Raw genomic sequence first — 20,681 nt, forward strand, 5'->3', positions numbered from 1 at the left:
GTTTATTTAAAGATCATCACCAACCGCTCTGACCGGGTAGGATGGTATTTGTTTAGTTTGTAATCACCAAAAACATCGAGTAGGAAGATGCCTGCCTCTTCGAACATCTGCTCAAAGTCTTGCAGGGAGTAGGCTTTTACTCTTTCTGTAAAATGGTAGGGCGTTTGGTCGTGCTCAAAACGGATATCCTTACAAATATGTCCGTCTTCCTCATAACGTTCAATATGAAAGTTGATACCTCCGAATGCGATCTTGCTTGCAGGTATCAGATGGCTGCTAACTTCTGTTACGTTCATAAAATCGATCACCCCGAATCCGTTATCTTTCAGGGCATCCTTCATCATCCTTAGCGTTTTAATATGGTCATGATCATTATCAAAATATCCGAAGGAGGTAAATAGGTTGAAAATGGCGTCATAGTGATCGCCGTAAGGCTCGCTCATATCATGAACGTCAAAGCGGAGGCGGGAAGAAGTAAATTGTTTGGCATGTTCGATATTGCTTTCGCTCAGATCGATACCTCTTACGGTATATCCCATTTCACCCAGCATGACCGAGTGCCTGCCGCGACCGCATCCCACATCGAGGACCGAAGCGTTATCCGGTAAATTGAGGTAGGTGGTAAGGTTCTTCATAAAGAGGGCTGCCTCATTGAGGTTTCTTTCCCTGTAAAGAATGTGATAAAAGTCGGTATCGAACCATTCTTTATACCAATTTAAGGTCTCTTTATTCATAAATTTACTTAGGCCACTAAATTAACGTATTTTTGCTATCTGATAAATGTAATTTATGGCAAATAATTTCAAAATGCTTGCCAAAACCATGCACGGTTTTGAGGATATGCTGGCCAAAGAGTTGACCGACCTTGGCGCTATTAATGTGGAGAAAGGAGTAAGAAGTGTGACTTTCGAAGGCGATACCGGCTTTATGTATAAGGCGAACCTTTGCCTGAGAACGGCGATCAAGATCCTGAAACCTATCCGTACGTTTTTCGTAAGGAGCGAACAAGACCTTTACGATAAGGTATACCGTATGGAATGGGAGCGCATGATGAAGGTGAACCAAACCTTTGCCGTTGATGCCACGGTTAATTCTGACCTTTTCAATCATTCCAAGTATATATCCTTAAAGACCAAGGATGCTATTGTAGACCGTTTTCGAAATATTCTGGGTAAGCGTCCTAATGTGGATATCAAATACCCGGATCTACGCATTAATATTCACATTCAGCGCAATCAGGTGACGATTTCCCTGGATAGTAGCGGTCAATCGCTTCATCAGCGGGGATATAAGACTGCGACCAATATTGCACCTATTAATGAGGTACTTGCTGCCGGGATCCTCCTGCAAAGTGGTTGGGACGGACAATCAGATTTTCTCGATCCTATGTGTGGTAGTGGTACCCTGTGTATCGAGGCAGCTATGATCGCTTGTAATATTCCCGCCAATATCAACCGCAGGGAATTCGCCTTTGAAAAATGGGCCGATTACGATGAGGAGCTCTTTGAAAAGATCGTAGAGAGCAGTCTTAAAAAGACCAGGGAGTTTCATCATAAGATCTACGGATATGATAAGGCACCTTCTGCTGCCCGTAAGGCTGCAGATAATGTGAAGAATGCCAACCTGGCAGAATATATTACCATTGAACAAAAGGATTTCTTCGCATCAGAAAAAGAGGGCGATGAAAAACTACACATGGTTTTCAATCCGCCATACGGGCAACGACTGGAAATAAAAGAGTTTGAGGAATTTTATCGTAACATAGGGGATACCCTGAAAAATCATTACGCCAATACCGAGGCCTGGTTTATTACGGCCGACCCGGAAGCTGTAAAGAATGTGGGTCTGCGACCTTCCAGAAAGATCAAGCTCTATAACGGGAAATTAGAGAGTCGTTTATACAAGTACGATATCTACGCCGGAAGTAAGAAAGCAAAGTTTAAAAAGCCCCAATCGTGATCCTTTTATGAAACCAAAGATCAAAGCATTTTTAGTGAATTTCCTCGGCTTTGTAGCCTTATTTCTGATCTTCAGATATACCCTGCTGTATTTTTTTCCTGAGCAGCACTACGTTTCCCTGTTCATTGCGGCGATCACGGCCTCTGTCTTATCGCCAAAGTGTGGGGTAGTGGTAGAGAACGGTCAGCAAAGAGTGAAGGTGAAATGGTTTCTCCTTAAGGGAGTACGAGATATTACCTAGGAAGGGATTATTCTTCTGTTTCTGCTTCTTCCTCTGTTGCCTTCTTCTTATTGGTGGTCTTAAAGATCGGGATGAGGTAGCTCAGGGTATAGTTGTATCCAACCCCGAACCTGCTCTCGTCGGTGACCTTGTTGAATCCTGGAATATACATATTTGGAAGCACGTCTGATGCCGTATCGTTGATCAGGTAGTTCAGGCGTACACTCCCTCCCAGGTAAAGATTGTTGAAAAGCTCGACCTTGACACCCACAACCACTTCTGCCCATTGGGCGGTGAGTCCGTCGTACTCTCCCAGGTATTGTTCTCCGGGGAAACCGTCGACGTTTTCATTCCAGTATTGGTCTGTGGTGTAAATGCGGTATGCATCGAGGGTCTGACTAAAGGTGCTGAATCCGCCGCGAAGTCCGAGGCTAATGATATTGTGCATCCCATACCAGTTCTCATAGGTGTTCCAGTCTACCCCCGCTTTAATATAGCTACCGGTGGTGGTAAACATAAAGTTATCTTCTTCGGTTCCTTTCTTTTCTGTTCCGAGTTCTGCCGCGAGATACATTTTTTGTGACAAGCGGAAATCACCGACGATCTCAAGACCTTCGTAATTATCTTCCAATAATGTTCGGAGGGGTTTGCTGAGGTCTACCCCCACACGCAATCCGTACTTCTGGTAATACACCGGCTTCGCGGTAGCCGTATCGGCTGCAATGCCATTATCCTGGGCAAAAGCTAAGGTTGCACAAAGCAGAAAAAAGATATTAATGGTATATTTTAACATGAAGGGTATCTTGAGGTTGTACACTTGATTTGACTACTTCCAGGGCGCGGATCCATTGGGAACTGTCAACACCTTCCGGGTCGTTAACGACCTGGTTGAGGATGTAGTTTACAGCATACCCGCAGCCTCTTGAAATGAACACTTCATTGGTCTGGTAATTGAATTCTACCAGGTCTACATCACCGGTTTCTACACCATTGGCATCATCGGCCGAATCGTTAATGAGGTAGAAGCTGGTAGCATTCTCGTAGTTCTTAAGCGGAAGGGTGATCTCGTTCTGGCTGGTACGATCGCTAAAGGTACCTACCGTAATGTTCTGCCCAAGGCCAACGGCCCTTAGCCGGGTTACCGATTTAGGCACATCCTGATCGGTAATATCGAAAAATCCGATATGGAGATAGGGGGTGGTACCCGATCCCTCTGGACAGATGTCATCTTTTTCGCAGGCACTGAAAATAGCACCTGTAAGTGTAAGTATGGCTAGGAGAAAAAAGCGTTTCTTCACGTGTTGTTTTTATTTTCTACGTTCTAAAAGTACAACATTTTCCACATGGTGGGTTTGCGGGAACATATCTACCGGTTGCACGCGTGCCACACGGTACAGTTCATCCATCAGTGCGAGGTCTCTGGCCTGTGTTGCACTGTTACAACTTACGTAAACCACCTTTTCGGGGGCAATATCCAGGATCTGTTGCACCACATCTTTGTGCATGCCATCGCGTGGCGGATCGGTAATGATCACATCGGGACGACCATTGGCTTCGATGAATTCGGCATTGAATACCTTTTTCATATCCCCTGCATAAAAGGCCACATTTTCGATCTGGTTAAGGCGTGCATTTTCCCAGGCATCTTCGATGGCTTCAGGCACCGCTTCGACCCCGACCACCTTACCGGCCTTTTTCGCTACGAATTGTGCGATGGTTCCGGTTCCTGTATACAGGTCGTATACGGTTTCATCGCCCTGAAGATCGGCAAATTCCCTGGTTACCTTATACAACTCATAGGCCTGGGCCGAATTGGTTTGGTAGAAACTCTTGGCATTCACCTTGAATTGAAGACCTTCCATTTCTTCAAGAATATGATCGCGACCGGCGTAACATACCACCTCCTGATCGTAAATGGTATCGTTAGGCTTTTGGTTGATCACATATTGCAGGGAGGTGATCTCCGGGAAGGTATTCTTTAAATGATCTAAAAGTAACTCCCTGTTTTCCGGTTCGTCATTATAGAACTGGATGAGTACCATGATCTCTCCTGTAGAGGCCGTTCGGATCATGAGGGTACGCAGGAGTCCGTGTTGGTTACGGGTGTTAAAAAAGGTCATCCCGTTGGCCTCTGCAAAGGTTTTAACCTCCATGCGAATAGCATTGGAAGGGTCGCCCTGTAGGTGACATTTTTTTATATCCAGGATCTTATCCCACATGCCCGGGATGTGAAAACCAAGGGCGTTACGGTTGCCGATCTCGGTATCGCTTTCGATCTCCCCGCGACTGAGCCAGCGGCTGTCGGAGAAGGAGAACTCCATTTTGTTTCGGTAGAAATACTGTTTTTCCGATCCCATGATAGGCGTGATCTCGGGTAGTTCGATCTTGGCAATACGCTGGAGGTTATTGGTCACTTCCTTTTGTTTGTAGAACAGCTGGTGCTCATAGGCCATATTCTGCCATTTACATCCGCCACAGGTGCCGAAGTGTTCACAAATCGGTTCGGTGCGCTTATCGGAAGGCTCGTGGATATGCACCACTTCTCCCTCGAAGTAATTCTTTCGTTTCTTAAAGGTTCGTACATCGACCACATCGCCGGGAACGGCATGAGGCATGAAGATCACCCTGCCGTCCGGTGCCTTAGCTACCCCTTTTCCTTTGGCGCCCGCATCGGTTACGGTCACCTTTTCAAATACCTTGATCCTGTTCTTTCTTGCCATGGGGCAAAAATAGGGTGTTTTTTTGGATTTTGTTTGCAATCGTTTTGGTGAATCAAGGTACGGTGTCATAGATATTTGCCCCATAGGGCGAAGCGTTTTTGACGGAATAGTTTAGGTTGCTCTGTGTTAATACCAGGGCCTCCAGATCAAAAAACTATGGGAAGCACATGTCGGGTCTTTATCGGTTCTCCATCCAGCTTCCCAGGAGTCCATGCTGGCATAGATTCGACGAGTCGTACAGCTTCGACCAGGAGTTCAACAGGGCCACCACCAACGATCTCGATTTCACTCACCTTACCATTTTCCAGGATAGCGAATTTCACCAGCACCCTGGACCCCTTGTATCTTGAGGTGTTGTATTTGGGGTCAATACTGTTTTTTATAAAGGTGATTATGTTCACCATACCTCCTGGATATTCGGCAGGTTCTTCAAAGGGGTAATAGGACACTTCCTTTCCGCTCTCATCCCAGCAGGTTCCAGAGCCGAACATCCCTTTTATGTAGTAGTCTTTACGTTTCAGGGTTCCATTTTCCCAATAGGATAAAAAGCGGCCATGGCGTTTGCCTTTATGCATCTCCCGTTGTATATGTAGTTGTCCGGAAGGGTAGTATTTGCAATAGCTTACTTCCGATTTCTTCCTCGAATGATAACGGTCGTAGGTATTGGAATACTGTATAACGCCGGCTGTATTATAGGTGGTTTCCTTATAGCGGTCGTCTCCGGTAGCTTCCTTGCTCACCACACGGTAATATTCGTGATCGCCAAAGGTGGTTGGCTTGCGGTCCTGATCCAGGTATAAGGTATCCTGGGCACAAAGGCCATGAAAGAAAAAAAGAGCAGGAGGGAGGTCATGGTATTCGGGAGATGTTGTAGATAGGTCATTTCTTTAGCCATAGTTTAGTTGCCGGTTCAGTCACAGGTAATTCCAAAAAAAGCACCCCATTTTTGAGGCTGAAAGGTATTTCTATTGCGTCCTTTTCATCTTTAAACTGATTTTCCGATACAAGTAGGAGTTTGTTGGATGCACTGATCATATAATCGAGTTCTAAATTCATCATACTGATATGCTGAATATATTTTCCGTTTTCTTTGAAAGTATGCTTTTGATTAAAATAGAGTTGTGATGCAATCTCTTTCAATTGGCTGATTTTTAATGAATCATTTTCTATATAGCTCAATTCCTCATATAATGCGATTGAATCAGTTTTAATATTCAAGTAAAACTCGCCATTATCAATAGCATATGGCTGCCAGGAACCTAAAAGTTTATCTATTTGACCAAAGGTGTTAGATGAAACTAAGAAGGTAATAAAGAGACACAATATTGTTTTTATTTTCATGTGTTTATGTCTTGGGTACAACTATGGTTTATAAATAATTCCTGATTCTTTGTCCTTATGATTTCGAAGCGTTCAAAATTGCTCTTACCTCTTCCGGGGTGGGGTCTTTTGCCAGGATGACTCCATCTGAATCGATCAGGAACATTCCTCCGCCACCGCCGTCAACCCCGTATTGCTTCCAGATGTCATTGGCCCTGTCCAGTTCTACCAGGTTGACCCACGGCCATTGCTCTTTTTCAAGAAAACGTTCCAGGCGTTGAGTGTCTTTGAATTCTCCTGCGACCCCAACGACGGTAAAGCCTTTGTCTTTAAATTCATGGTATATGGGAAGCATCTCACGGCTTTTCCTGATACAGGGTGCACACCAGGTAGCCCACAGGTCCAGGAGTGCGATCTTATTTTCGATCAGACCGGATAAGGCTGTGAGCTGACCTTCAAGGTCGGGCGCGATAAAGTCAGAGAAGGGTTCTCCCACGTTGATGTCTTCCATGGCTGTTATGAGTTCTCCTGCCAGCGTATTGTATGGATGATCCGGGTGGACTTTAGAGAGTTTCTCGTAGGTTTGCCTGGCTTTTTGAAGGTCTACATTGTCCCTGTCGTAGATTAGGGTATTCAGGAAGAGGTAATACGCCACCAGGTTGGGATTTTCTTCGATATACGATCGCTGGAATTCCTGCTTTTGCGCATAGATCCTGTCCCGTTCTTCTGCCAGGGCAGATAATTGTTCGGCGATCACCACCTGTGACTTTTTCACACTTTTGATCTGTTTAGATACGAAAGATCGCTCTCCGTCACTTTCTGCCGCTTCCAGGTCGTTCTGAAGGGTCTCGAGATCACTTCTGTTCACTGATTCCCGGGCGTAAAGTGCTCCGAGACTATCGGTCAGGGCCTTCGTTCTCGCAGCGAAGGTCTTTTCCAGGTCGTTCTGATAATCCCGGTACAACGCATTGTACTTACCTCCGGACACCTCATTACTGTCAAAGGCTTCTTCCGGGTAGATCTTAAGGTCGATGGTGGTATTCTCCAGGAATAAGGGCAAAAAACGACCTCCGCCATTGTCGCGGAACGACCCGAGTACCAGGTCTACCGCTTCGGGGTATTCCAGGGTAGCCTCATAGTGGAACTTGCCATCGGTAACCGGGATCTCCAGCACCGAGTCATGCCTGATATCCTGGCCGGGTTTAAGGAGGATAATGCTTTTGATATCCGGGGCGGTAGTGGTACCGTTGAGAATGAGTTTGGTGTTGTTTTGATCGGAGCAACTTGCCAGCGCGATGATCAGGACAAGAAGGGTAAGGATGTTCGATGCTTTCATAATGGGTGATTTCCTGTTGATGGTTACGGCCTCTGGAGCTACATTTATTGTACCAATAGTATTGATCTTCGTCACTAATATAGAAAATTATCGATTTGTGTCGTTCAGAAGATGAGGTGTTTAGGATAAGATTCCTTCTAAAACAGGGGGTGAAAGGCCTGCGCCAGCGGTTGCAGCAGGCTACCATGTAGCGCGAAAAACGCGGTGTTTGCGAGAGCAAACAGGCGCCCAAATAAACTTTAGTATCCGTAATAAAATTATTATTTTGCAACCACTGCAAAAGGATGATTTCTCTCCATAAGAAGGAATTGTAAATTTTTCAATCTAAAATCAACAAAAACAATTTTGGAAAAATTATCATCAAAAGATGCGATCGCATTAGAAGACAAGTATGGAGCTCACAATTACCACCCGCTTCCTGTAGTATTGAGTAAGGGAGAAGGGGTGTTTATGTGGGATGCTGAAGGCAAGAGATACTACGATTTTCTCTCTGCCTATTCTGCAGTGAATCAAGGGCATTGTCACCCCCGTATCGTTTCGGCCATGACCGAGCAAGCCAAGACGCTTACGCTTACTTCAAGAGCATTTTACAACGACATGCTCGGGAAGTACGAAAAATACGCCTGTGAGTATTTTGGTTTTGACAAGATGCTTCCTATGAACACCGGGGCAGAGGCTGTGGAGACGGCCATTAAGATCTGCCGAAAGTGGGCATATGAGAAAAAAGGGATTGCCGAACACGAAGCCAAGATCATTGTTTTTGAAAACAACTTCCACGGCCGTACCACCACCATTATCTCCTTCTCGAACGACGAGGGGGCACGTAAGAATTTCGGTCCCTATACCCCGGGATTCGTAAAGGTAGCCTACAACGATCCAAAGGCGCTTGAGGAAGCTTTGAAAACCGAGAAGAACGTCGCAGGGGTACTTATTGAACCTATTCAGGGAGAGGCCGGAGTTTTCAGACCTGATGCCGATTTCCTGGCCAAAGTTAAGGGGCTATGCAACGATCACGGAGTACTCTTTATAGCCGATGAGATCCAGACCGGTATTGCAAGAACCGGTTCTTTACTTGCCGTTTGCGGAGATTGTTCTTGCCAGGGACACTGCGAAAAGCAAGACACCTATCAACGTCCGGATATGCTTATCCTCGGAAAAGCCCTGAGTGGAGGAGCCTACCCGGTGAGTGCCGTATTGGCCAATAATGAGATCATGGAAGTGATCAAGCCCGGACAACACGGAAGTACCTTTGGAGGAAACCCCGTAGCTGCAGCAGTGGCGATGGAAGCCCTCGAAGTGGTTAAAGACGAAAATCTGGCACAAAACGCCCGTGAATTGGGAGATCTGTTCCGAGAAAAGATGAATGCCTATATAGAGAACAGTAACATCGTAAAACTCGTACGCGGTAAAGGACTCCTTAACGCCATCGTGATCGATGATACCGAGCATAGCGATACTGCATGGAATATTTGTGTGGCCCTGAAAGAAAATGGATTACTGGCCAAGCCAACCCATGGAAATATCATCAGGTTTGCACCGCCATTGGTGATGACCAAAGAGCAACTGCTGGAGTGTGTGGAGATCATTACCAGTACCCTCAAAAAATTCGAGAAGTAATTTCAGGATTTAAAATAAATACTATTTTTGAAAGGCTATTCTTACGGAATAGCCTTTTTTATGCATTAACCTAATCAACACCCTTTATGGAAACCTTATCTGAAACGGTGAGCGCTGCACCGGAAGAATTGAAACTTACCCCACGCATGATCGAAATGCTGAAACAAACCACTTCCTGGACCCGATTTCTGGCTATCGTAGGTTATGTGATGGTCGGATTTATGGTGCTTGCGGCCTTTTTTATGTTTGGCCTGGATCTTCCTATGGATGACACAGGAATGGGAGCTTTTGGAGCCGGAGTTGGAGGAGTGATGTATGTGATCATCGCTCTGATCTACTTTTTTCCCGTACACTACCTTTATAAGTTCTCTTCTTCAATGAAACGAGCCCTTGCCGATCATGACACTCAATTTCTGGAATCAGGCTTCGATTTTCTCAGGAAGCACTATAAATTCATGGGGATCCTCACGGCTGTAGCCCTGATCATTTACGGTATTGCCTTCCTGTTCGGGATCATGGCCGGGGTCATGGCGATCTTTATGTAATAATATATGTGCCTACATGGTGTTTTGTTACCGCCTTATTCCACCTAAAAAAAAAAGACGACTCATAAGGGCCGTCTTTTTTTATAGGTGTCTGAAGATTTTTACTGGTTAGCTTCTGCCTGGCGTTTGGCCTCTTCCCACGCTTCCTGGAATTGCATTTTATACGCATCCCATCCCATGCTGTAGATGTCGAAAGCCATTTTTACCAGTACATATAAGTTAAGGGCGATCGCGGCGATTGCGATGATCTTTCCTGCCTTAACGGTAGACTGTTTGTCGATATAATTTTCCGGGTTTTCGGCAATGATCCCCTCTGCTTTTTGCGAGAGGTTGAGGGCAATGGCCGACGGTATGATCCCGACGCCTGCAAAGCAGCAGCATAACATACCCAGTACGCCTAGTACGATGATGAGAACGGGGTTGGGGAGTTTTTGTGTTTCCATGATCTTTTGATTTTGCTCCCCGCTATTTTAAAAAGTAGTTTCCCACAATTAAGGCGAGGTTTATAAAAACTAATATATATAATAATTTACTGTAATACGGGATCTTATAGAAGTTGTGCGCAATTAACAGGGCGAAAAGAAGGATAAGGGTGTAAATGGCGGGGTACATCTTAAATGCCGCTGCGAACTCGCCCTGAAAGAGCAGGACTGCGGCCCGTTGTGAGCCACACCCAAAGCATTCGAAACCAAAGAACTTTTTGGTCAGGCAGGGAAGCATAAGGTCTTCCGGGTGATAGGTGATCCAAGAGAGGTACATAAGCATTGCCATTGTTTTGGTATGGTAAACTTAACAAAAGTTACATTGTACTTATAGGAAAAGCGTAATTTTGCCATCCTAAAAAGGTATTGTAATCATGAAATTTCTTTCTTTGATCTTTATAGTGGCCGGTGCCATTATGGTTTTTATATTCGACAATGAGGAGCCCTGGCATATTTATATGAAGATCCTTGGATTTGCGTTTTTAATGTACGGATTGTATAAATCGACCGTGCTATGGGTGAAAGACAATCCAAGAGAAGATTCCGATACAGACGAATAAACCTCGAACCGGTATGCTTGACCGGGAGTTGAAATTCAAAAGCAAATGAGTGCATTTCAACCTGGAGATAAGGTAGAAACCATAGACGATAATATCAGGGGGCGTGTGAAACACGTAACCTCCGATGGGGTCATCGTGCTTACCGATGACGGATTTGAAATGAATCTGCAACCCGATGAATTGTTGCGTTTGCCTGAATCAGACGATGCGCTTAAGGTGTCGAATATGGATGTGTATCGCGCAGTAAAGGAAAAGCAACAAGGACAAAAGTTCAGGCGTAAGTCAGTTAAGCGGGAAAAGACCGTTCCGCCTATGGAGGTCGACCTCCACATACATCAACTTACTAAAGATACCCGCGGTATGGCCAATCACGATATGCTCAACCTGCAGGTGGATACGGCAAAGCGACAGTTGGAGTTTGCCATAAACAAGGGAATAAGACGCGTGGTATTTATTCACGGTAAAGGTGAAGGGGTGTTGCGTACCGAGCTGGAGTATTTATTCGGGAGGTACGACAACGTAACCTGGTATGACGCCGACTACCAGAAATACGGTCTCGGAGCTACTGAGGTCTATATCTACCAGAATCCCTGATAAGGTTAATTTATTCTGTGGCTGTTACTGCAGAAGTGATGGTGCCAAATTCATATCTGGGCACATCGTATTTTATCTCCTGACCATTACTAATAAGCTGAAATCCATCCGTGATCGCAATGGTGCTGGAGTAGGTTTCGATAAAGGTGTGGTTACGGCGACTCACAGGTAGCGGTGTCGAAGCTGTTAACGACGCGATGAGGTAATTAGGTTCGGTATTCCCGGTTTGAATATCGTTGGCCGGATTGTTATCTCCGTTAAGGTCTTCAAAGAAGGTGAGGGTACCGTCGTTATCGTCGTCGGTGTCGAGGTAGTTAGGAGTGCCATCTCCATCGGTATCGGTAAGAACGATCTCTCCGCCTACGATCTCGAATTCCTGGGAGGTAAGTACATTATCGCCATCATCATCAATATCGAGGTAATCCGGGAGTCCGTCACCATCGGTATCTCTTGAAGCTTCCTTGTTAATGGTGCCGTCGTCATTGAGTACGATCCCTTCTAGACTGGCCGGAAGGTTGTCGTTGTCGTCTTCTTCCAGGGAGGTAACGATCTCTACAGTTCCTCCGGTAGCATACCATTCTTCAACCACCAGTGGGGCCGTAGGTGGAATGGCATTACAGAAATAGCTTCTGCCCACATCGCCATCAAAAACCCTGTACAAGGCTTTTACGCTGCTGTTATTAATGGCGTAGGTACGGCTGTTGCCATTGGCCGGAAGGCTGGAGAAGATATCGCTCGTTTCTCCTGAAATTTCGATCATCAGGCTTTCTTTCCTGCTATCCCCGATCTTGAACAGCAAGAGTTCGCCACAAGGGGTCTCTACGGCTGTATCGTCAAAATTAAGACGCTCAAGGGTGAGGTCTCCGTCATCACAGGAGAAAATGCTCAGGGCAGTAAAAATGGCCAGAAATCGTTTCATGACAGCAAATTTTGGATCCAGACAAAAGTAAGAACTCCCTGTCTATCTCGAAATTTATTCTCAAGAATTTATTTGTGTAATTTTGCCTCATGCAGAACATCTATCTCGACAATGCCGCTACGACTCCAATACGTCCGGAGGTTATCGCCTACATGCTGGAAGGTATGGAGAAGCACTTTGGGAACCCTTCTTCCACCCACAGTTATGGTCGTGCCTCAAAGGCCCGAATCGAAAAGGCCCGAAAGGCTATTGCCTCCCTGCTTCACGCCCATCCTTCGGAGATCATTTTTACTTCGGGGGGTACTGAAGCCGATAATATGGCACTCATTGGTTCGGTTCGCGACCTTGGGGTAAAACGAATTATTAGCAGTAAGATCGAGCACCATGCAGTTTTGCATACCTTGACCTATCTCGAAGAGGTTTATGGAACCCGAACAGAATGGGTGAGGCTCGATGCTGAAGGAAACCCCGATCCGGAGCACCTGAGAACCTTGCTTGCGGGTAATGACGATAAAACCCTGGTGAGCCTGATGCACGTAAATAACGAGGTGGGTAATATGATCGATATTGCGGCGATCACCCGTTTGTGTAAGGAGTACGGAGCCCTCGTGCATACCGATGCTGTACAGTCTGTTGGTCATTGGGAATGGGATCTGGAAGCTGTGCCCGTCGATTTTCTTGCAGCCTCTGCCCATAAGTTTCACGGCCCGAAGGGTGTTGGCATCCTCTTCAGACGAAAGGACCTTCATCTATCCCCTTTGATCCATGGGGGGGAGCAGGAAAGAGGGAGTCGTGCCGGAACCGAAAGTGTTCACAATATTCTGGGACTGGAAAAGTCGCTGGAAATGGCTTATGCCGATCTGGACCAGGAGCGTGAAAAGATCGCCGGACTGAAAGCCTACTTTCTGGAATCCCTGAAAAGGGCCATTCCGGGAATGGAGGTGAACGGGAGCGGAGCAGATCACAAAAGAAGCACCTACACCCTGGTGAATGTGCGATTGCCTATACCTGCTTCAAAGGCCGATATGTTGCTTTTTCAGCTCGATCTTAAGGGGATCGCCTGTAGCCGTGGTAGTGCCTGCCAAAGCGGTAGCCAGACCGGGTCTCATGTGCTGGCAGAACTTCTCGATGCTCAGGCCATGCAACAACCTTCCCTGAGATTTTCGTTTTCGGTTTACAATACCAAAGAACAGCTCGACCATGTAGTGGAGGTACTTGGAGAGTTTGCAAATGGGTGAGTAATGTTGTAAGGGTGAGTAATTACATAAGGGTGTGCAATGTCATAAGGGTAAGTAATGTGTTAATTGTGAGGAGTGTAACAAACCAGCTGAGCGGTTATCTTTTTATTACATACCTTAAAAAAGCTCGTTTATGTTACAGCCAACCACCAAACAAGAACGTATAACCGCGGTAGATGCGCTTCGCGGATTTGCACTTTTGGGGATCATTCTGGCCAATTTGCCGTGGGCAGGAGACCGTGTAGTACACAGTGATCTCGATGAAACCATGAACTTTGTACACCTCTTCTTGATCCAAAGTAAGTTTATCACCATCTTCTCGATCCTTTTTGGCTTTGGTTTCTATATACAATTTGAACGTTCGCTAAAAGGCGGAGCACGTTTTAACCGCTACTTTATGATCAGGATGACCTTGCTGTTCCTGATCGGTTGTTTACATGGCTACCTGATCTGGATGGGTGATATCATCAGAACCTATGCCCTGTGTGGAATGTTGTTGTTACTGGTACGAAACTGGCCGGTTAAAAGGTTGTTATGGCTGGCTTTTGTATTCAATGTAGTGCTTACGGCTGCTATGTTTATCGCTACAGGGGCCTTGAACCTGGAGTCATTCTACGATTTTGAACCTGCCCTTTGGGAGGAGCATCTTACGGCAACCTCCTACGAGAGGTATCTTTGGGTGAATTATATGATCGATAACTGGCGGAATTTTATTCCCGATATGCCGGTGACCCTCTTCTTTTCTTTTGGAAATATCGCATTGGGGTATGCCCTGGCCAAGATGCGGTTCTTTGATAGCGGACTAAAACATCTTAAAAAGGTAAAGCGCTATCTCGTTGCCGGCGGTGTGGTATTAGGGTTGCCATTTAATTACGCCCTCTATTTGGTGTATTCCGGTAAGCTAGAGCTGGAACTTTCCCTCCTTTGGGTACCTTTTGGGGTGTGTTTAGGCATTGTTTTGCTGGCGCTAACCTATATGATCCTTTTTCAATGGGCCTATGAGGTTCTGGGCGTACAAAAGGTACTTCGCCTGTTTGAACCGGTGGGCAGGACAGCGCTTACCAATTACATCGCCCAATCAATGATCTACCTGGTTTTCTTTCATCATGTACTGTCGTGGTTTCAGCTCTATGGTAAGCTTAGCTTTGCAGAGACCTGGATAGCCGGTTTTCTTTTCTTTGCCGTGCAGATGGTCGCTAGTAAGCTTTGGCTTCGATACTTCCGACAGGGACCATTGGAGTATCTGTGGAAACGTGTTGCCTATTCGTTTACAAAACGATCAGTATCAAGATCCATCCCATCTATTCCGGTGGGCGACTAATGTCTGAAAGGTTTATAGGGTTAGCGAATAGAGTGCTAATGGCCTTGCCATTATAAGGATGCTATTCTTTTCGGTAAGGGAACTTACGCGTAGACTGGCGCATCATCTTGTCGATAATAGCAGTAGTATTCTTTCCGGATTTCCGGTCGATCACCTGCTCAAAGCGCCAGAGTAATTTTCCGGTGGCTCCGTCACTTAATTTGATGGTAATGCGGCCGTAATTGCTTTTCCCGCTGATATAGTCGATGAAGTTAAAGGTGGTGTCTACCCCTTGTGATAACAGCCTGTTTAGTACCAGGTCGCCGGAGATCACTCCGTCTACGCCCAATATATTACTGAGTTCCTGCGTGGTCTTAATATCCAGGTTTTCCGTGGTGACCCCGGCCTGTTTGAGCAGGGCGTTGGTGTTTTCTACATTCTGGAATTCCACCCGGTAATCTTTTTTCTTGTCCCTTTGCAGGAAAAATTGTTCCAGGGCTTGCTGTACCACATAGCCTTCATGTATTTTTTGGTTTTTAAGCATGGCGCTTTCAGAATTGCCGGAGTTTTCCATTTCAAGCCTGGTGGCAAAGGGGAGTATGGCCAGGGTCTTGTGGTCTTTGCTCAGGATTTCAAAGCTGTTGCTTTGGTATACCGATTTCTGTGCAAATATCAGGGATGTTGAAAACAGGCAAATGGTAATGATAAGGAGCTTCTTCATGATTCTATAACTGCATGCTTATTTTTACATTGAACAACCTTCGGGTCATATAATTGGGGATACCGTACTGTACTTTACTGTATACGTCCCGTACCCAGGTGTTCGTGATCGAGTTTCGGATGTCAAAAATATTGAAAATCTCGAATCCTGCAGACAATTCCCTGAATTTATGAAGCCAATGTCCTTTGGGGTAGGGGCGGGTCGCATCGGTAAACACGTAGGAGATCCCCACATCTACCCGCTTGTAATCCGGAAGGCGGAACTGGTAGTCATAAGGATCTGCGTAATTGGGCGATCCTCCGGGCACCCCGGTATTGTACACCCCGTTGAGGTAGAGTTTAACATTGGGTATGGACGGAATGTAATCCTGAAAGAGCAGGGCGAACTTCAATCGTTGGTCGGTAGGGCGGGCAATATACCCCCGGTCATCCTGGTTTTCTTCCGTTTTGAGGTATCCAAAGCTCACCCATGAATCGGTTCCCGGAACAAATTCCCCGTTCAACCTGAGGTCCAGTCCGTAGGCATAGGCCTGGGCATCGTTATTGGCGCGGTATCTGATGCGTACATTTTCCAGGGTATAGGTATTAACGTCGGTGAGGTGCCGGTAATATGCCTCTGAGGTGAGTTTAAACGGCCGATCCCATATCCTGAAGCTGTAGTCATTACCCATAGAGATATGCCATGCCTTCTGGGCCTTAACATCCGGAACGAGATTCCCGCTGAGGTCTCTGAGCTCCCGGTAAAATGGTGGCTGCTGGTAGAGTCCGCCGGAAATTCGAAACAGGAGGTCTTTATTTCCGTTCGGTTTGAATGCCATTTGTGCCCGCGGACTCAACACCATCTGCGAGCTGCCTTCAACTTCTTCGGGGCGGTTATTCCAATAGTTGGTTCGTAATCCTGCAGCTGCGAACCACGATCCTGAGTTTCCTTCCCATTTTTTACTGTACTCGATGTATCCCATGAGGCGATGGGTACTGATAAAGTTCCTGGCGTTGATGTTCTGATAGGCGGTGAGCGGCGCCGTATAAGGAGCGTAGGGTTGGTCATTGGAGAATTCGGGCAGGGGCGGACGGATATTGTATCCCGCCGAGTCGATCACCTCGTATTCCTGAAGCTTATCGCGGAAATCCTCATAATTATAGCGCACTCCCCAGGATAGCAATCCGCTACCACGGGTTTTCTTGCCATGGTGGGCCACGCTTACAATAAAGGCGTCGAGGAGGTTTCGGCCGTGCTCCAGTTGGGAGCCTACTCCTTCGGAGAAGACCACGTTGCCCAGATCTTCTCCTCCTATATTGGTATTCACATCTCCAAGGCGGTATTGGGCGAGGATGTCAAAATATTCCTGCTCCCTGGTGTGGTAGGCAGAGGCGGTCCATTCCAGTTCCAGGCCACCCGCCGCTTTATGGGTTGCTTTAAGGGCTCCGAAACTGGTGTTGTAGCGGTCTTTTTCCTGCCCCTGGTAGAACACCTGCAGCGCAATGGGATCCTGCAAGGTCCCGAAATTGGTTTGCCTGGTCAAAGGGGTGTAGTTGTAACGGTTTACCGAGATATTTCCCAGAAAGCTCAAATCCCAGGCAGTCGACAATTGATAGGAAATGAATGTTTGCACATCGGCAAATACCGGCCTGAAATTGGTTTCTGTTTGTTTGCTGTTCACCAGCAGGCTATTGTCCCGATAGCGCAATCCTGCCAGGGCTCTCAGGCGTTTGTCTTTTCCGATGCCTTGCACCCAAAGACTGCCGCCCAGGAAGCTGGCTTCCAACCCTGCCATAAAGGTATGGGGGGTGCGGTATTGCACATCGAGTACCGAAGAAAGCCGGTCGCCATAACGCGCGCCAAAACCGCCGGCGTAGAAATCGATATCCGATACGAGATTGGGGTTGATAAAGCTTAGGCCTTCCTGCTGACCCGAGCGCACTAACACGGGGCGATATACCTCGATGCCGTTGACGTAGACCAGATTTTCATCAAAATTACCACCTCTTACATTGTATTGGGTGCTGAGCTCGTTGTTGAAATTAACTCCGGGGAGGGAGCGCAAAATATTCTCCACCCCTGCATTTGCTCCCGGGATCTTTCTTACCGTAGCCGGAGTAATGCGTTGAACCCCTCTAACCTCGCGATCGCCACGGGCATTGATCACCACCTCTCCGATCTGTGTCACATCAGGAAGCATGACAGGGTTAAACTCATAGGTATCACCGATACTCAGATCGAGTTGCAAAGCGACTTTTTTATAAGAAATATGGGAGAATTCTACCTTAATATTGGTGTTTGCCGGGATGGTAAGGCGATAGGCACCATTGCTATCGGTGATGGTCCCGTTGCCGGCGGCGGTCACGCTCACATTAGATACAGGTCGTTGTGCATCGTTGAGTACCACCCCCCAAAGCGTGGCTTCCTGGGCGTTTACGACGATTCCGCAAAATAATAGAAGAGCACTAACGAAACGTTGAAGCCATCTCAAGGTATACTGGTTTAATTTCGGTAAAAGCTGGTATTAAAGGTAGTACTATTTCCTACATTATCGGTCACCTTAACCTCTAAATCGTGTTTGTTGCCTTTAAATTCCAGGTCACTGAAGTCAAAGGTGAGGCTACCCTTCTTGTACTCGTATTCCATAAGTACCCATTGGCCGTCGATAGAGGCCTCATAGGTGTTTATGCCGCTCAGATCGTCGCTGATGTAAAGCCTGAGGTAGCGGAAGTTTGAAAGGGTTTGTCCCTTTCTGAAGTTTCCTGCGCGGATCTTTGGAGGGATACTGTCGCGTACCAGCGAGAATTTCCCCAGCGATCGGGTACGGGTGCTGTAAATGCTGTCTTTGAGGTAGGTGTTTTCGTAGTAAGTGCGGCCACGATCGTCCTTGTGTGCAATAAAGTACTGGTCTTTTTGCTCCTGAGGAATATTCTTCCCGGTCATGGTTAGCGTGTAGGGGCTTTTAACTGCGATTCCCGGATCGGCTACCAGTACCCCCATGTCGGTGTTTTTTATGATGGCGTGAAAATCGTGATAAAAGGTTCCCTTCGGAAAAAATACCGTAGCGTCTTCCAGTTGGTAGAGGTTGTCTCTGCCCGCGATCACGTAATAATCGCCTTTAACCTCGTCCTTAGGCCGGGTAACCTCTTGGGGTTTTCCCGCTACGGGGATGGTGATCGAAGTGGCATTCCCGTGAAAATCGGCTACCTCAAGTACGACCTTATAGGTGTTGCCGTCTTTCACATCGATAATTCCGTTGTTCTTATTGTCGCGGTATATACTGAGTTTGTTATAGGGTTCAAGAAAGCACTTCTGAATGCGAGAACCTCTTTTCTCGTAGTGGTCGTAGTCGATCAGCGTATTGATATATCTGCTCTCACCAAAGGAGAAGGTTTCGAACTTATAAGAAAAGTACGGACTCCCGTTTACGTTCATACGTACCTCATAGGCGCCGTTCTTATTGTAGGCCAGGTCCTGGCGGTCGTAGGTGTTAATGCCAAAGCCTATACCACCTGTGGCGTATACTTTTTCTGAGGTATAACTGCCGTCTTCGTTCCTGTTGATATGAAGTTTGATCTTTTGATCGGCTCCGTTCACCACGGCATTGCGGTTATACGGATAGGCGTAAAGGTCCAGGATCCTCGGTGCTTCAGAGTCGGCTACCTCATATCCGAAATAGAGCGGATTGATGGGCTTTTGTGCCATGTCGCGTATTTCAAAATGCAGGTGAGGGCCGGCACTGCTCCCGGTATTTCCGCTATAAGCTATGACCTCACCTTTTTCAACCTTAAGATCGGAGGGCTCCAGGTAGAGGTCGGTCTCATAAGAGCGGCTGCTGTATTGTTTAGACTTGAGGAACTTTTCGATCTTTGGGGCCATTTTCTGCAAATGTGCATAGACAGAGGTGTAGCCATTGGCATGGGTAAGGTACAGGGCTTTACCATAACCGTAGTGCTGTACCTTTATTCGCGAGATGTATCCGCTTTCTATGGCGTAGACCTTGAGTCCCTCCCGTTGTTGGGTCTTGATATCGAGTCCGGCATGAAAGTGATTGCTGCGGAGTTCACCAAAATTTCCCGCAAGAATAATGGGGATATCAACAGGGGCCTGAAAGGTATCTGTTGGATACGGTGATTGCGAAAAAAGGGCTTGAACATAGATCAGACTGCATAAAAGGAAGTACCGCATAAATAATTTTCATTGGAGGCCTAAAATTAAGCATTGATTAAAAAAAAGCTAAGGATTCTGGTTTTAAAACGCTGATAAAATGTTAAAATTTTAGCAAAAAGAAATTCTTATAAACTGTTGCGAGGTACGGTCAGGTATGTTAACTTTGTGAATAGTAGGTATTGAATTTTGCCCCAATGAGTGCGATCATAGAATTAGTTGATTCTTTGGAAAATAAGGTAAGCAAGCTGCTTCACCAGTTGGAAATCCAACGTCAACTCAACCGTGAACTCTCCGAAGAACTACGCAATTCTAAAAGCAGAAATAAAGAACTGCAGTCATCTATTGATGAATGGGAAGAAAAGTACCGTTCGCTCAAACTGGCAAAATCAATGCTCGGCAGTAATGAAAGTAATACAGAAGCAAAGCTTAAAATAAATACTTTAATTCGGGAGATCGATCAATGTATCGCCCAGCTCTCCGAATAACGTTCATAACACCGGATGGGAAAGCTTAAGATCAAGATAACGATTGCAGACAGGGTGTACCCCCTGACGGTTACCCCCGGACAAGAGCAGGGACTGCGAAGGGCCGCCAAGCGTATTGACGGACTTATAAAGACATACGAACGTAGTTATGCGGTGAGAGATAAGCAAGACGTGTTGGCCATGTGCGCCCTCGAATTTGCATCTCAGATCGAACAAAAAAGTATTGATAAGGAGGAGAAAGAAGAGTTTGTAGCCCACAAGCTCAAAGCTCTGAATGAACTCCTGGAAGCCAACCTCGACTGAGGTCTTCTGACGTTCTTTAAAAATAGAAAATAGTTACTGCCTACATCGGATAACATTTTTTTGACAAACTCAACAAGAATCCATTAAAAAAGGTGAGTTCGGATCGTAAAAGCATGCCACTACCGGAATTTCTGGGCGGGTGGATCCTTGATCAGTCCGGTAGCCTTAAACCTGTTATACGGAGTTTGTACAAAACTCGTACCGGTGTAGGCT

24 protein-coding genes and 1 other RNA gene are annotated in these 20,681 nt (G+C 46.3%); 11 read left to right on the forward strand and 14 right to left on the reverse strand.

Annotated features, from left to right (window positions below):
• Positions 1 to 2 precede the first annotated feature (2 nt).
• The gene (locus tag IS446_RS04730) at positions 3 to 734 is read right to left on the reverse strand and encodes a class I SAM-dependent methyltransferase (protein WP_203058860.1); all 732 of its coding nucleotides are present in this window, start codon (positions 732 to 734) and stop codon (positions 3 to 5) included.
• Positions 735 to 789: 55 nt separating this feature from the next.
• Here IS446_RS04730 and IS446_RS04735 point away from each other — a divergent pair, with 55 nt between their 5' ends.
• Together IS446_RS04735 and IS446_RS04740 are read left to right on the forward strand one after the other, a co-directional pair.
• Positions 790 to 1,959, forward strand: coding sequence for a THUMP domain-containing class I SAM-dependent RNA methyltransferase (locus IS446_RS04735; protein WP_203058861.1), 1,170 nt, complete (start codon positions 790 to 792; stop codon positions 1,957 to 1,959).
• Between the two features lie 7 nt (positions 1,960 to 1,966).
• Positions 1,967 to 2,200: a hypothetical protein gene (locus IS446_RS04740; protein WP_203058862.1), complete on the forward strand. Its 234-nt coding sequence runs from the start codon at positions 1,967 to 1,969 to the stop codon at positions 2,198 to 2,200.
• Between the two features lie 7 nt (positions 2,201 to 2,207).
• Here the strand turns inward: IS446_RS04740 and IS446_RS04745 are convergent, their stop codons facing one another.
• From IS446_RS04745 to IS446_RS04775, 7 genes are all read right to left on the reverse strand, one after another.
• Positions 2,208 to 2,972: a DUF6048 family protein gene (locus IS446_RS04745; RefSeq protein WP_203058863.1), complete on the reverse strand. Its 765-nt coding sequence runs from the start codon at positions 2,970 to 2,972 to the stop codon at positions 2,208 to 2,210.
• Entirely contained in the window at positions 2,953 to 3,477 is a 525-nt protein-coding gene (locus tag IS446_RS15560) for a DUF6452 family protein (RefSeq protein WP_203058864.1), read from the reverse strand. Before IS446_RS15560 ends, IS446_RS04745 begins: the two co-directional genes overlap by 20 nt.
• Before the next feature lie 9 nt (positions 3,478 to 3,486).
• Positions 3,487 to 4,899: a 23S rRNA (uracil(1939)-C(5))-methyltransferase RlmD gene (gene rlmD / locus IS446_RS04755; RefSeq protein ID WP_203058865.1), complete on the reverse strand. Its 1,413-nt coding sequence runs from the start codon at positions 4,897 to 4,899 to the stop codon at positions 3,487 to 3,489.
• Between the two features lie 146 nt (positions 4,900 to 5,045).
• Positions 5,046 to 5,639, reverse strand: coding sequence for an energy transducer TonB (locus IS446_RS15565; RefSeq protein WP_203058866.1), 594 nt, complete (start codon positions 5,637 to 5,639; stop codon positions 5,046 to 5,048).
• Entirely contained in the window at positions 5,636 to 5,782 is a 147-nt protein-coding gene (locus tag IS446_RS04765) for a hypothetical protein (protein ID WP_203058867.1), read from the reverse strand. Before IS446_RS04765 ends, IS446_RS15565 begins: the two co-directional genes overlap by 4 nt.
• Complete coding sequence (locus IS446_RS04770; protein ID WP_203058868.1) at positions 5,779 to 6,240, reverse strand: hypothetical protein; 462 nt, start codon at positions 6,238 to 6,240, stop codon at positions 5,779 to 5,781. The genes IS446_RS04765 and IS446_RS04770 overlap by 4 nt, the downstream gene beginning before the upstream one ends.
• Positions 6,241 to 6,295: 55 nt before the next feature.
• On the reverse strand, positions 6,296 to 7,555 hold the full coding sequence (locus IS446_RS04775; protein WP_203058869.1) for a TlpA disulfide reductase family protein: 1,260 nt from the start codon (positions 7,553 to 7,555) through the stop codon (positions 6,296 to 6,298).
• Between the two features lie 342 nt (positions 7,556 to 7,897).
• Here IS446_RS04775 and rocD point away from each other — a divergent pair, with 342 nt between their 5' ends.
• Complete coding sequence (rocD, locus tag IS446_RS04780; protein ID WP_203058981.1) at positions 7,898 to 9,172, forward strand: ornithine--oxo-acid transaminase; 1,275 nt, start codon at positions 7,898 to 7,900, stop codon at positions 9,170 to 9,172.
• Positions 9,173 to 9,258: 86 nt separating this feature from the next.
• Positions 9,259 to 9,717: a hypothetical protein gene (locus tag IS446_RS04785; RefSeq protein ID WP_203058870.1), complete on the forward strand. Its 459-nt coding sequence runs from the start codon at positions 9,259 to 9,261 to the stop codon at positions 9,715 to 9,717.
• Positions 9,718 to 9,818: 101 nt separating this feature from the next.
• On the opposite strand, the gene IS446_RS04790 is transcribed toward IS446_RS04785, so the two are convergent.
• Both IS446_RS04790 and IS446_RS04795 read right to left on the reverse strand, forming a co-directional pair.
• The gene (locus IS446_RS04790) at positions 9,819 to 10,160 is read right to left on the reverse strand and encodes a CCC motif membrane protein (protein WP_203058871.1); all 342 of its coding nucleotides are present in this window, start codon (positions 10,158 to 10,160) and stop codon (positions 9,819 to 9,821) included.
• Positions 10,161 to 10,182: 22 nt separating this feature from the next.
• Positions 10,183 to 10,482, reverse strand: a complete 300-nt coding sequence (locus IS446_RS04795) for a DUF2752 domain-containing protein (RefSeq protein WP_317192168.1) — start codon at positions 10,480 to 10,482, stop codon at positions 10,183 to 10,185.
• A gap of 91 nt (positions 10,483 to 10,573) precedes the next feature.
• Between IS446_RS04795 and IS446_RS04800 the strand changes: the two genes are divergently transcribed.
• Both IS446_RS04800 and IS446_RS04805 read left to right on the forward strand, forming a co-directional pair.
• Complete coding sequence (locus IS446_RS04800; RefSeq protein ID WP_203058872.1) at positions 10,574 to 10,759, forward strand: hypothetical protein; 186 nt, start codon at positions 10,574 to 10,576, stop codon at positions 10,757 to 10,759.
• Positions 10,760 to 10,804: 45 nt separating this feature from the next.
• Complete coding sequence (locus IS446_RS04805; protein WP_203058873.1) at positions 10,805 to 11,353, forward strand: Smr/MutS family protein; 549 nt, start codon at positions 10,805 to 10,807, stop codon at positions 11,351 to 11,353.
• 10 nt (positions 11,354 to 11,363) lie between these two features.
• Here IS446_RS04805 and IS446_RS04810 read toward each other — a convergent pair whose 3' ends face one another.
• Positions 11,364 to 12,272 (reverse strand): hypothetical protein, encoded by a 909-nt coding sequence (locus IS446_RS04810; RefSeq protein ID WP_203058874.1) that lies wholly within the window; start codon positions 12,270 to 12,272, stop codon positions 11,364 to 11,366.
• An 89-nt stretch (positions 12,273 to 12,361) separates the two neighbouring features.
• Between IS446_RS04810 and IS446_RS04815 the strand changes: the two genes are divergently transcribed.
• A complete protein-coding gene (locus IS446_RS04815; protein WP_203058875.1) occupies positions 12,362 to 13,510 on the forward strand; it encodes a cysteine desulfurase family protein in 1,149 nt (382 codons plus the stop codon).
• 133 nt (positions 13,511 to 13,643) lie between these two features.
• Positions 13,644 to 14,831: a DUF418 domain-containing protein gene (locus tag IS446_RS04820; RefSeq protein ID WP_203058876.1), complete on the forward strand. Its 1,188-nt coding sequence runs from the start codon at positions 13,644 to 13,646 to the stop codon at positions 14,829 to 14,831.
• Positions 14,832 to 14,892: 61 nt separating this feature from the next.
• On the opposite strand, the gene IS446_RS04825 is transcribed toward IS446_RS04820, so the two are convergent.
• The 3 genes from IS446_RS04825 to IS446_RS04835 are packed head-to-tail and all read right to left on the reverse strand — an operon-like array spanning position 14,893 to position 19,698.
• Complete coding sequence (locus tag IS446_RS04825) at positions 14,893 to 15,531, reverse strand: DUF4136 domain-containing protein (protein WP_203058877.1); 639 nt, start codon at positions 15,529 to 15,531, stop codon at positions 14,893 to 14,895.
• A 4-nt stretch (positions 15,532 to 15,535) separates the two neighbouring features.
• Positions 15,536 to 18,001 carry a TonB-dependent receptor gene (locus IS446_RS04830; RefSeq protein ID WP_203058878.1) on the reverse strand — a complete coding sequence of 822 codons (2,466 nt, stop codon included), beginning with the start codon at positions 17,999 to 18,001 and terminating at the stop codon, positions 15,536 to 15,538.
• 11 nt (positions 18,002 to 18,012) lie between these two features.
• Positions 18,013 to 19,698, reverse strand: a complete 1,686-nt coding sequence (locus IS446_RS04835) for a M23 family metallopeptidase (RefSeq protein ID WP_203058879.1) — start codon at positions 19,696 to 19,698, stop codon at positions 18,013 to 18,015.
• A gap of 176 nt (positions 19,699 to 19,874) precedes the next feature.
• Here IS446_RS04835 and IS446_RS04840 point away from each other — a divergent pair, with 176 nt between their 5' ends.
• From IS446_RS04840 to ssrS, 3 genes are all read left to right on the forward strand, one after another.
• Complete coding sequence (locus tag IS446_RS04840; protein ID WP_203058880.1) at positions 19,875 to 20,165, forward strand: hypothetical protein; 291 nt, start codon at positions 19,875 to 19,877, stop codon at positions 20,163 to 20,165.
• A 15-nt stretch (positions 20,166 to 20,180) separates the two neighbouring features.
• Positions 20,181 to 20,468, forward strand: coding sequence for a cell division protein ZapA (locus tag IS446_RS04845; RefSeq protein ID WP_203058881.1), 288 nt, complete (start codon positions 20,181 to 20,183; stop codon positions 20,466 to 20,468).
• Positions 20,469 to 20,535: 67 nt separating this feature from the next.
• Positions 20,536 to 20,655, forward strand: a non-coding RNA gene (ssrS, locus tag IS446_RS04850) — 6S RNA.
• Positions 20,656 to 20,681 lie beyond the last annotated feature (26 nt).

The organism is Robertkochia sediminum (assembly GCF_016786255.1).
GTDB classification, from domain to species: Bacteria; Bacteroidota; Bacteroidia; order Flavobacteriales; family Flavobacteriaceae; genus Robertkochia; species Robertkochia sediminum.

Bases quoted from the DNA above. Each gene is read 5' to 3' on its own strand.
- IS446_RS04730 (WP_203058860.1), bottom strand. From the start codon at position 734: ATGAATAAAGAGACCTTAAATTGGTATAAAGAATGGTTCGATACCGAC.
- IS446_RS04735 (WP_203058861.1), top strand. From the start codon at position 790: ATGGCAAATAATTTCAAAATGCTTGCCAAAACCATGCACGGTTTTGAG.
- IS446_RS04740 (WP_203058862.1), top strand. From the start codon at position 1,967: ATGAAACCAAAGATCAAAGCATTTTTAGTGAATTTCCTCGGCTTTGTA.
- IS446_RS04745 (WP_203058863.1), bottom strand. From the start codon at position 2,972: ATGTTAAAATATACCATTAATATCTTTTTTCTGCTTTGTGCAACCTTA.
- rlmD (WP_203058865.1), bottom strand. From the start codon at position 4,899: ATGGCAAGAAAGAACAGGATCAAGGTATTTGAAAAGGTGACCGTAACC.
- IS446_RS04765 (WP_203058867.1), bottom strand. From the start codon at position 5,782: ATGACCTATCTACAACATCTCCCGAATACCATGACCTCCCTCCTGCTC.
- IS446_RS04770 (WP_203058868.1), bottom strand. From the start codon at position 6,240: ATGAAAATAAAAACAATATTGTGTCTCTTTATTACCTTCTTAGTTTCA.
- IS446_RS04775 (WP_203058869.1), bottom strand. From the start codon at position 7,555: ATGAAAGCATCGAACATCCTTACCCTTCTTGTCCTGATCATCGCGCTG.
- IS446_RS04785 (WP_203058870.1), top strand. From the start codon at position 9,259: ATGGAAACCTTATCTGAAACGGTGAGCGCTGCACCGGAAGAATTGAAA.
- IS446_RS04790 (WP_203058871.1), bottom strand. From the start codon at position 10,160: ATGGAAACACAAAAACTCCCCAACCCCGTTCTCATCATCGTACTAGGC.
- IS446_RS04795 (WP_317192168.1), bottom strand. From the start codon at position 10,482: ATGCTTATGTACCTCTCTTGGATCACCTATCACCCGGAAGACCTTATG.
- IS446_RS04800 (WP_203058872.1), top strand. From the start codon at position 10,574: ATGAAATTTCTTTCTTTGATCTTTATAGTGGCCGGTGCCATTATGGTT.
- IS446_RS04805 (WP_203058873.1), top strand. From the start codon at position 10,805: ATGAGTGCATTTCAACCTGGAGATAAGGTAGAAACCATAGACGATAAT.
- IS446_RS04810 (WP_203058874.1), bottom strand. From the start codon at position 12,272: ATGAAACGATTTCTGGCCATTTTTACTGCCCTGAGCATTTTCTCCTGT.
- IS446_RS04815 (WP_203058875.1), top strand. From the start codon at position 12,362: ATGCAGAACATCTATCTCGACAATGCCGCTACGACTCCAATACGTCCG.
- IS446_RS04820 (WP_203058876.1), top strand. From the start codon at position 13,644: ATGTTACAGCCAACCACCAAACAAGAACGTATAACCGCGGTAGATGCG.
- IS446_RS04825 (WP_203058877.1), bottom strand. From the start codon at position 15,531: ATGAAGAAGCTCCTTATCATTACCATTTGCCTGTTTTCAACATCCCTG.
- IS446_RS04835 (WP_203058879.1), bottom strand. From the start codon at position 19,698: ATGCGGTACTTCCTTTTATGCAGTCTGATCTATGTTCAAGCCCTTTTT.
- IS446_RS04840 (WP_203058880.1), top strand. From the start codon at position 19,875: ATGAGTGCGATCATAGAATTAGTTGATTCTTTGGAAAATAAGGTAAGC.
- IS446_RS04845 (WP_203058881.1), top strand. From the start codon at position 20,181: ATGGGAAAGCTTAAGATCAAGATAACGATTGCAGACAGGGTGTACCCC.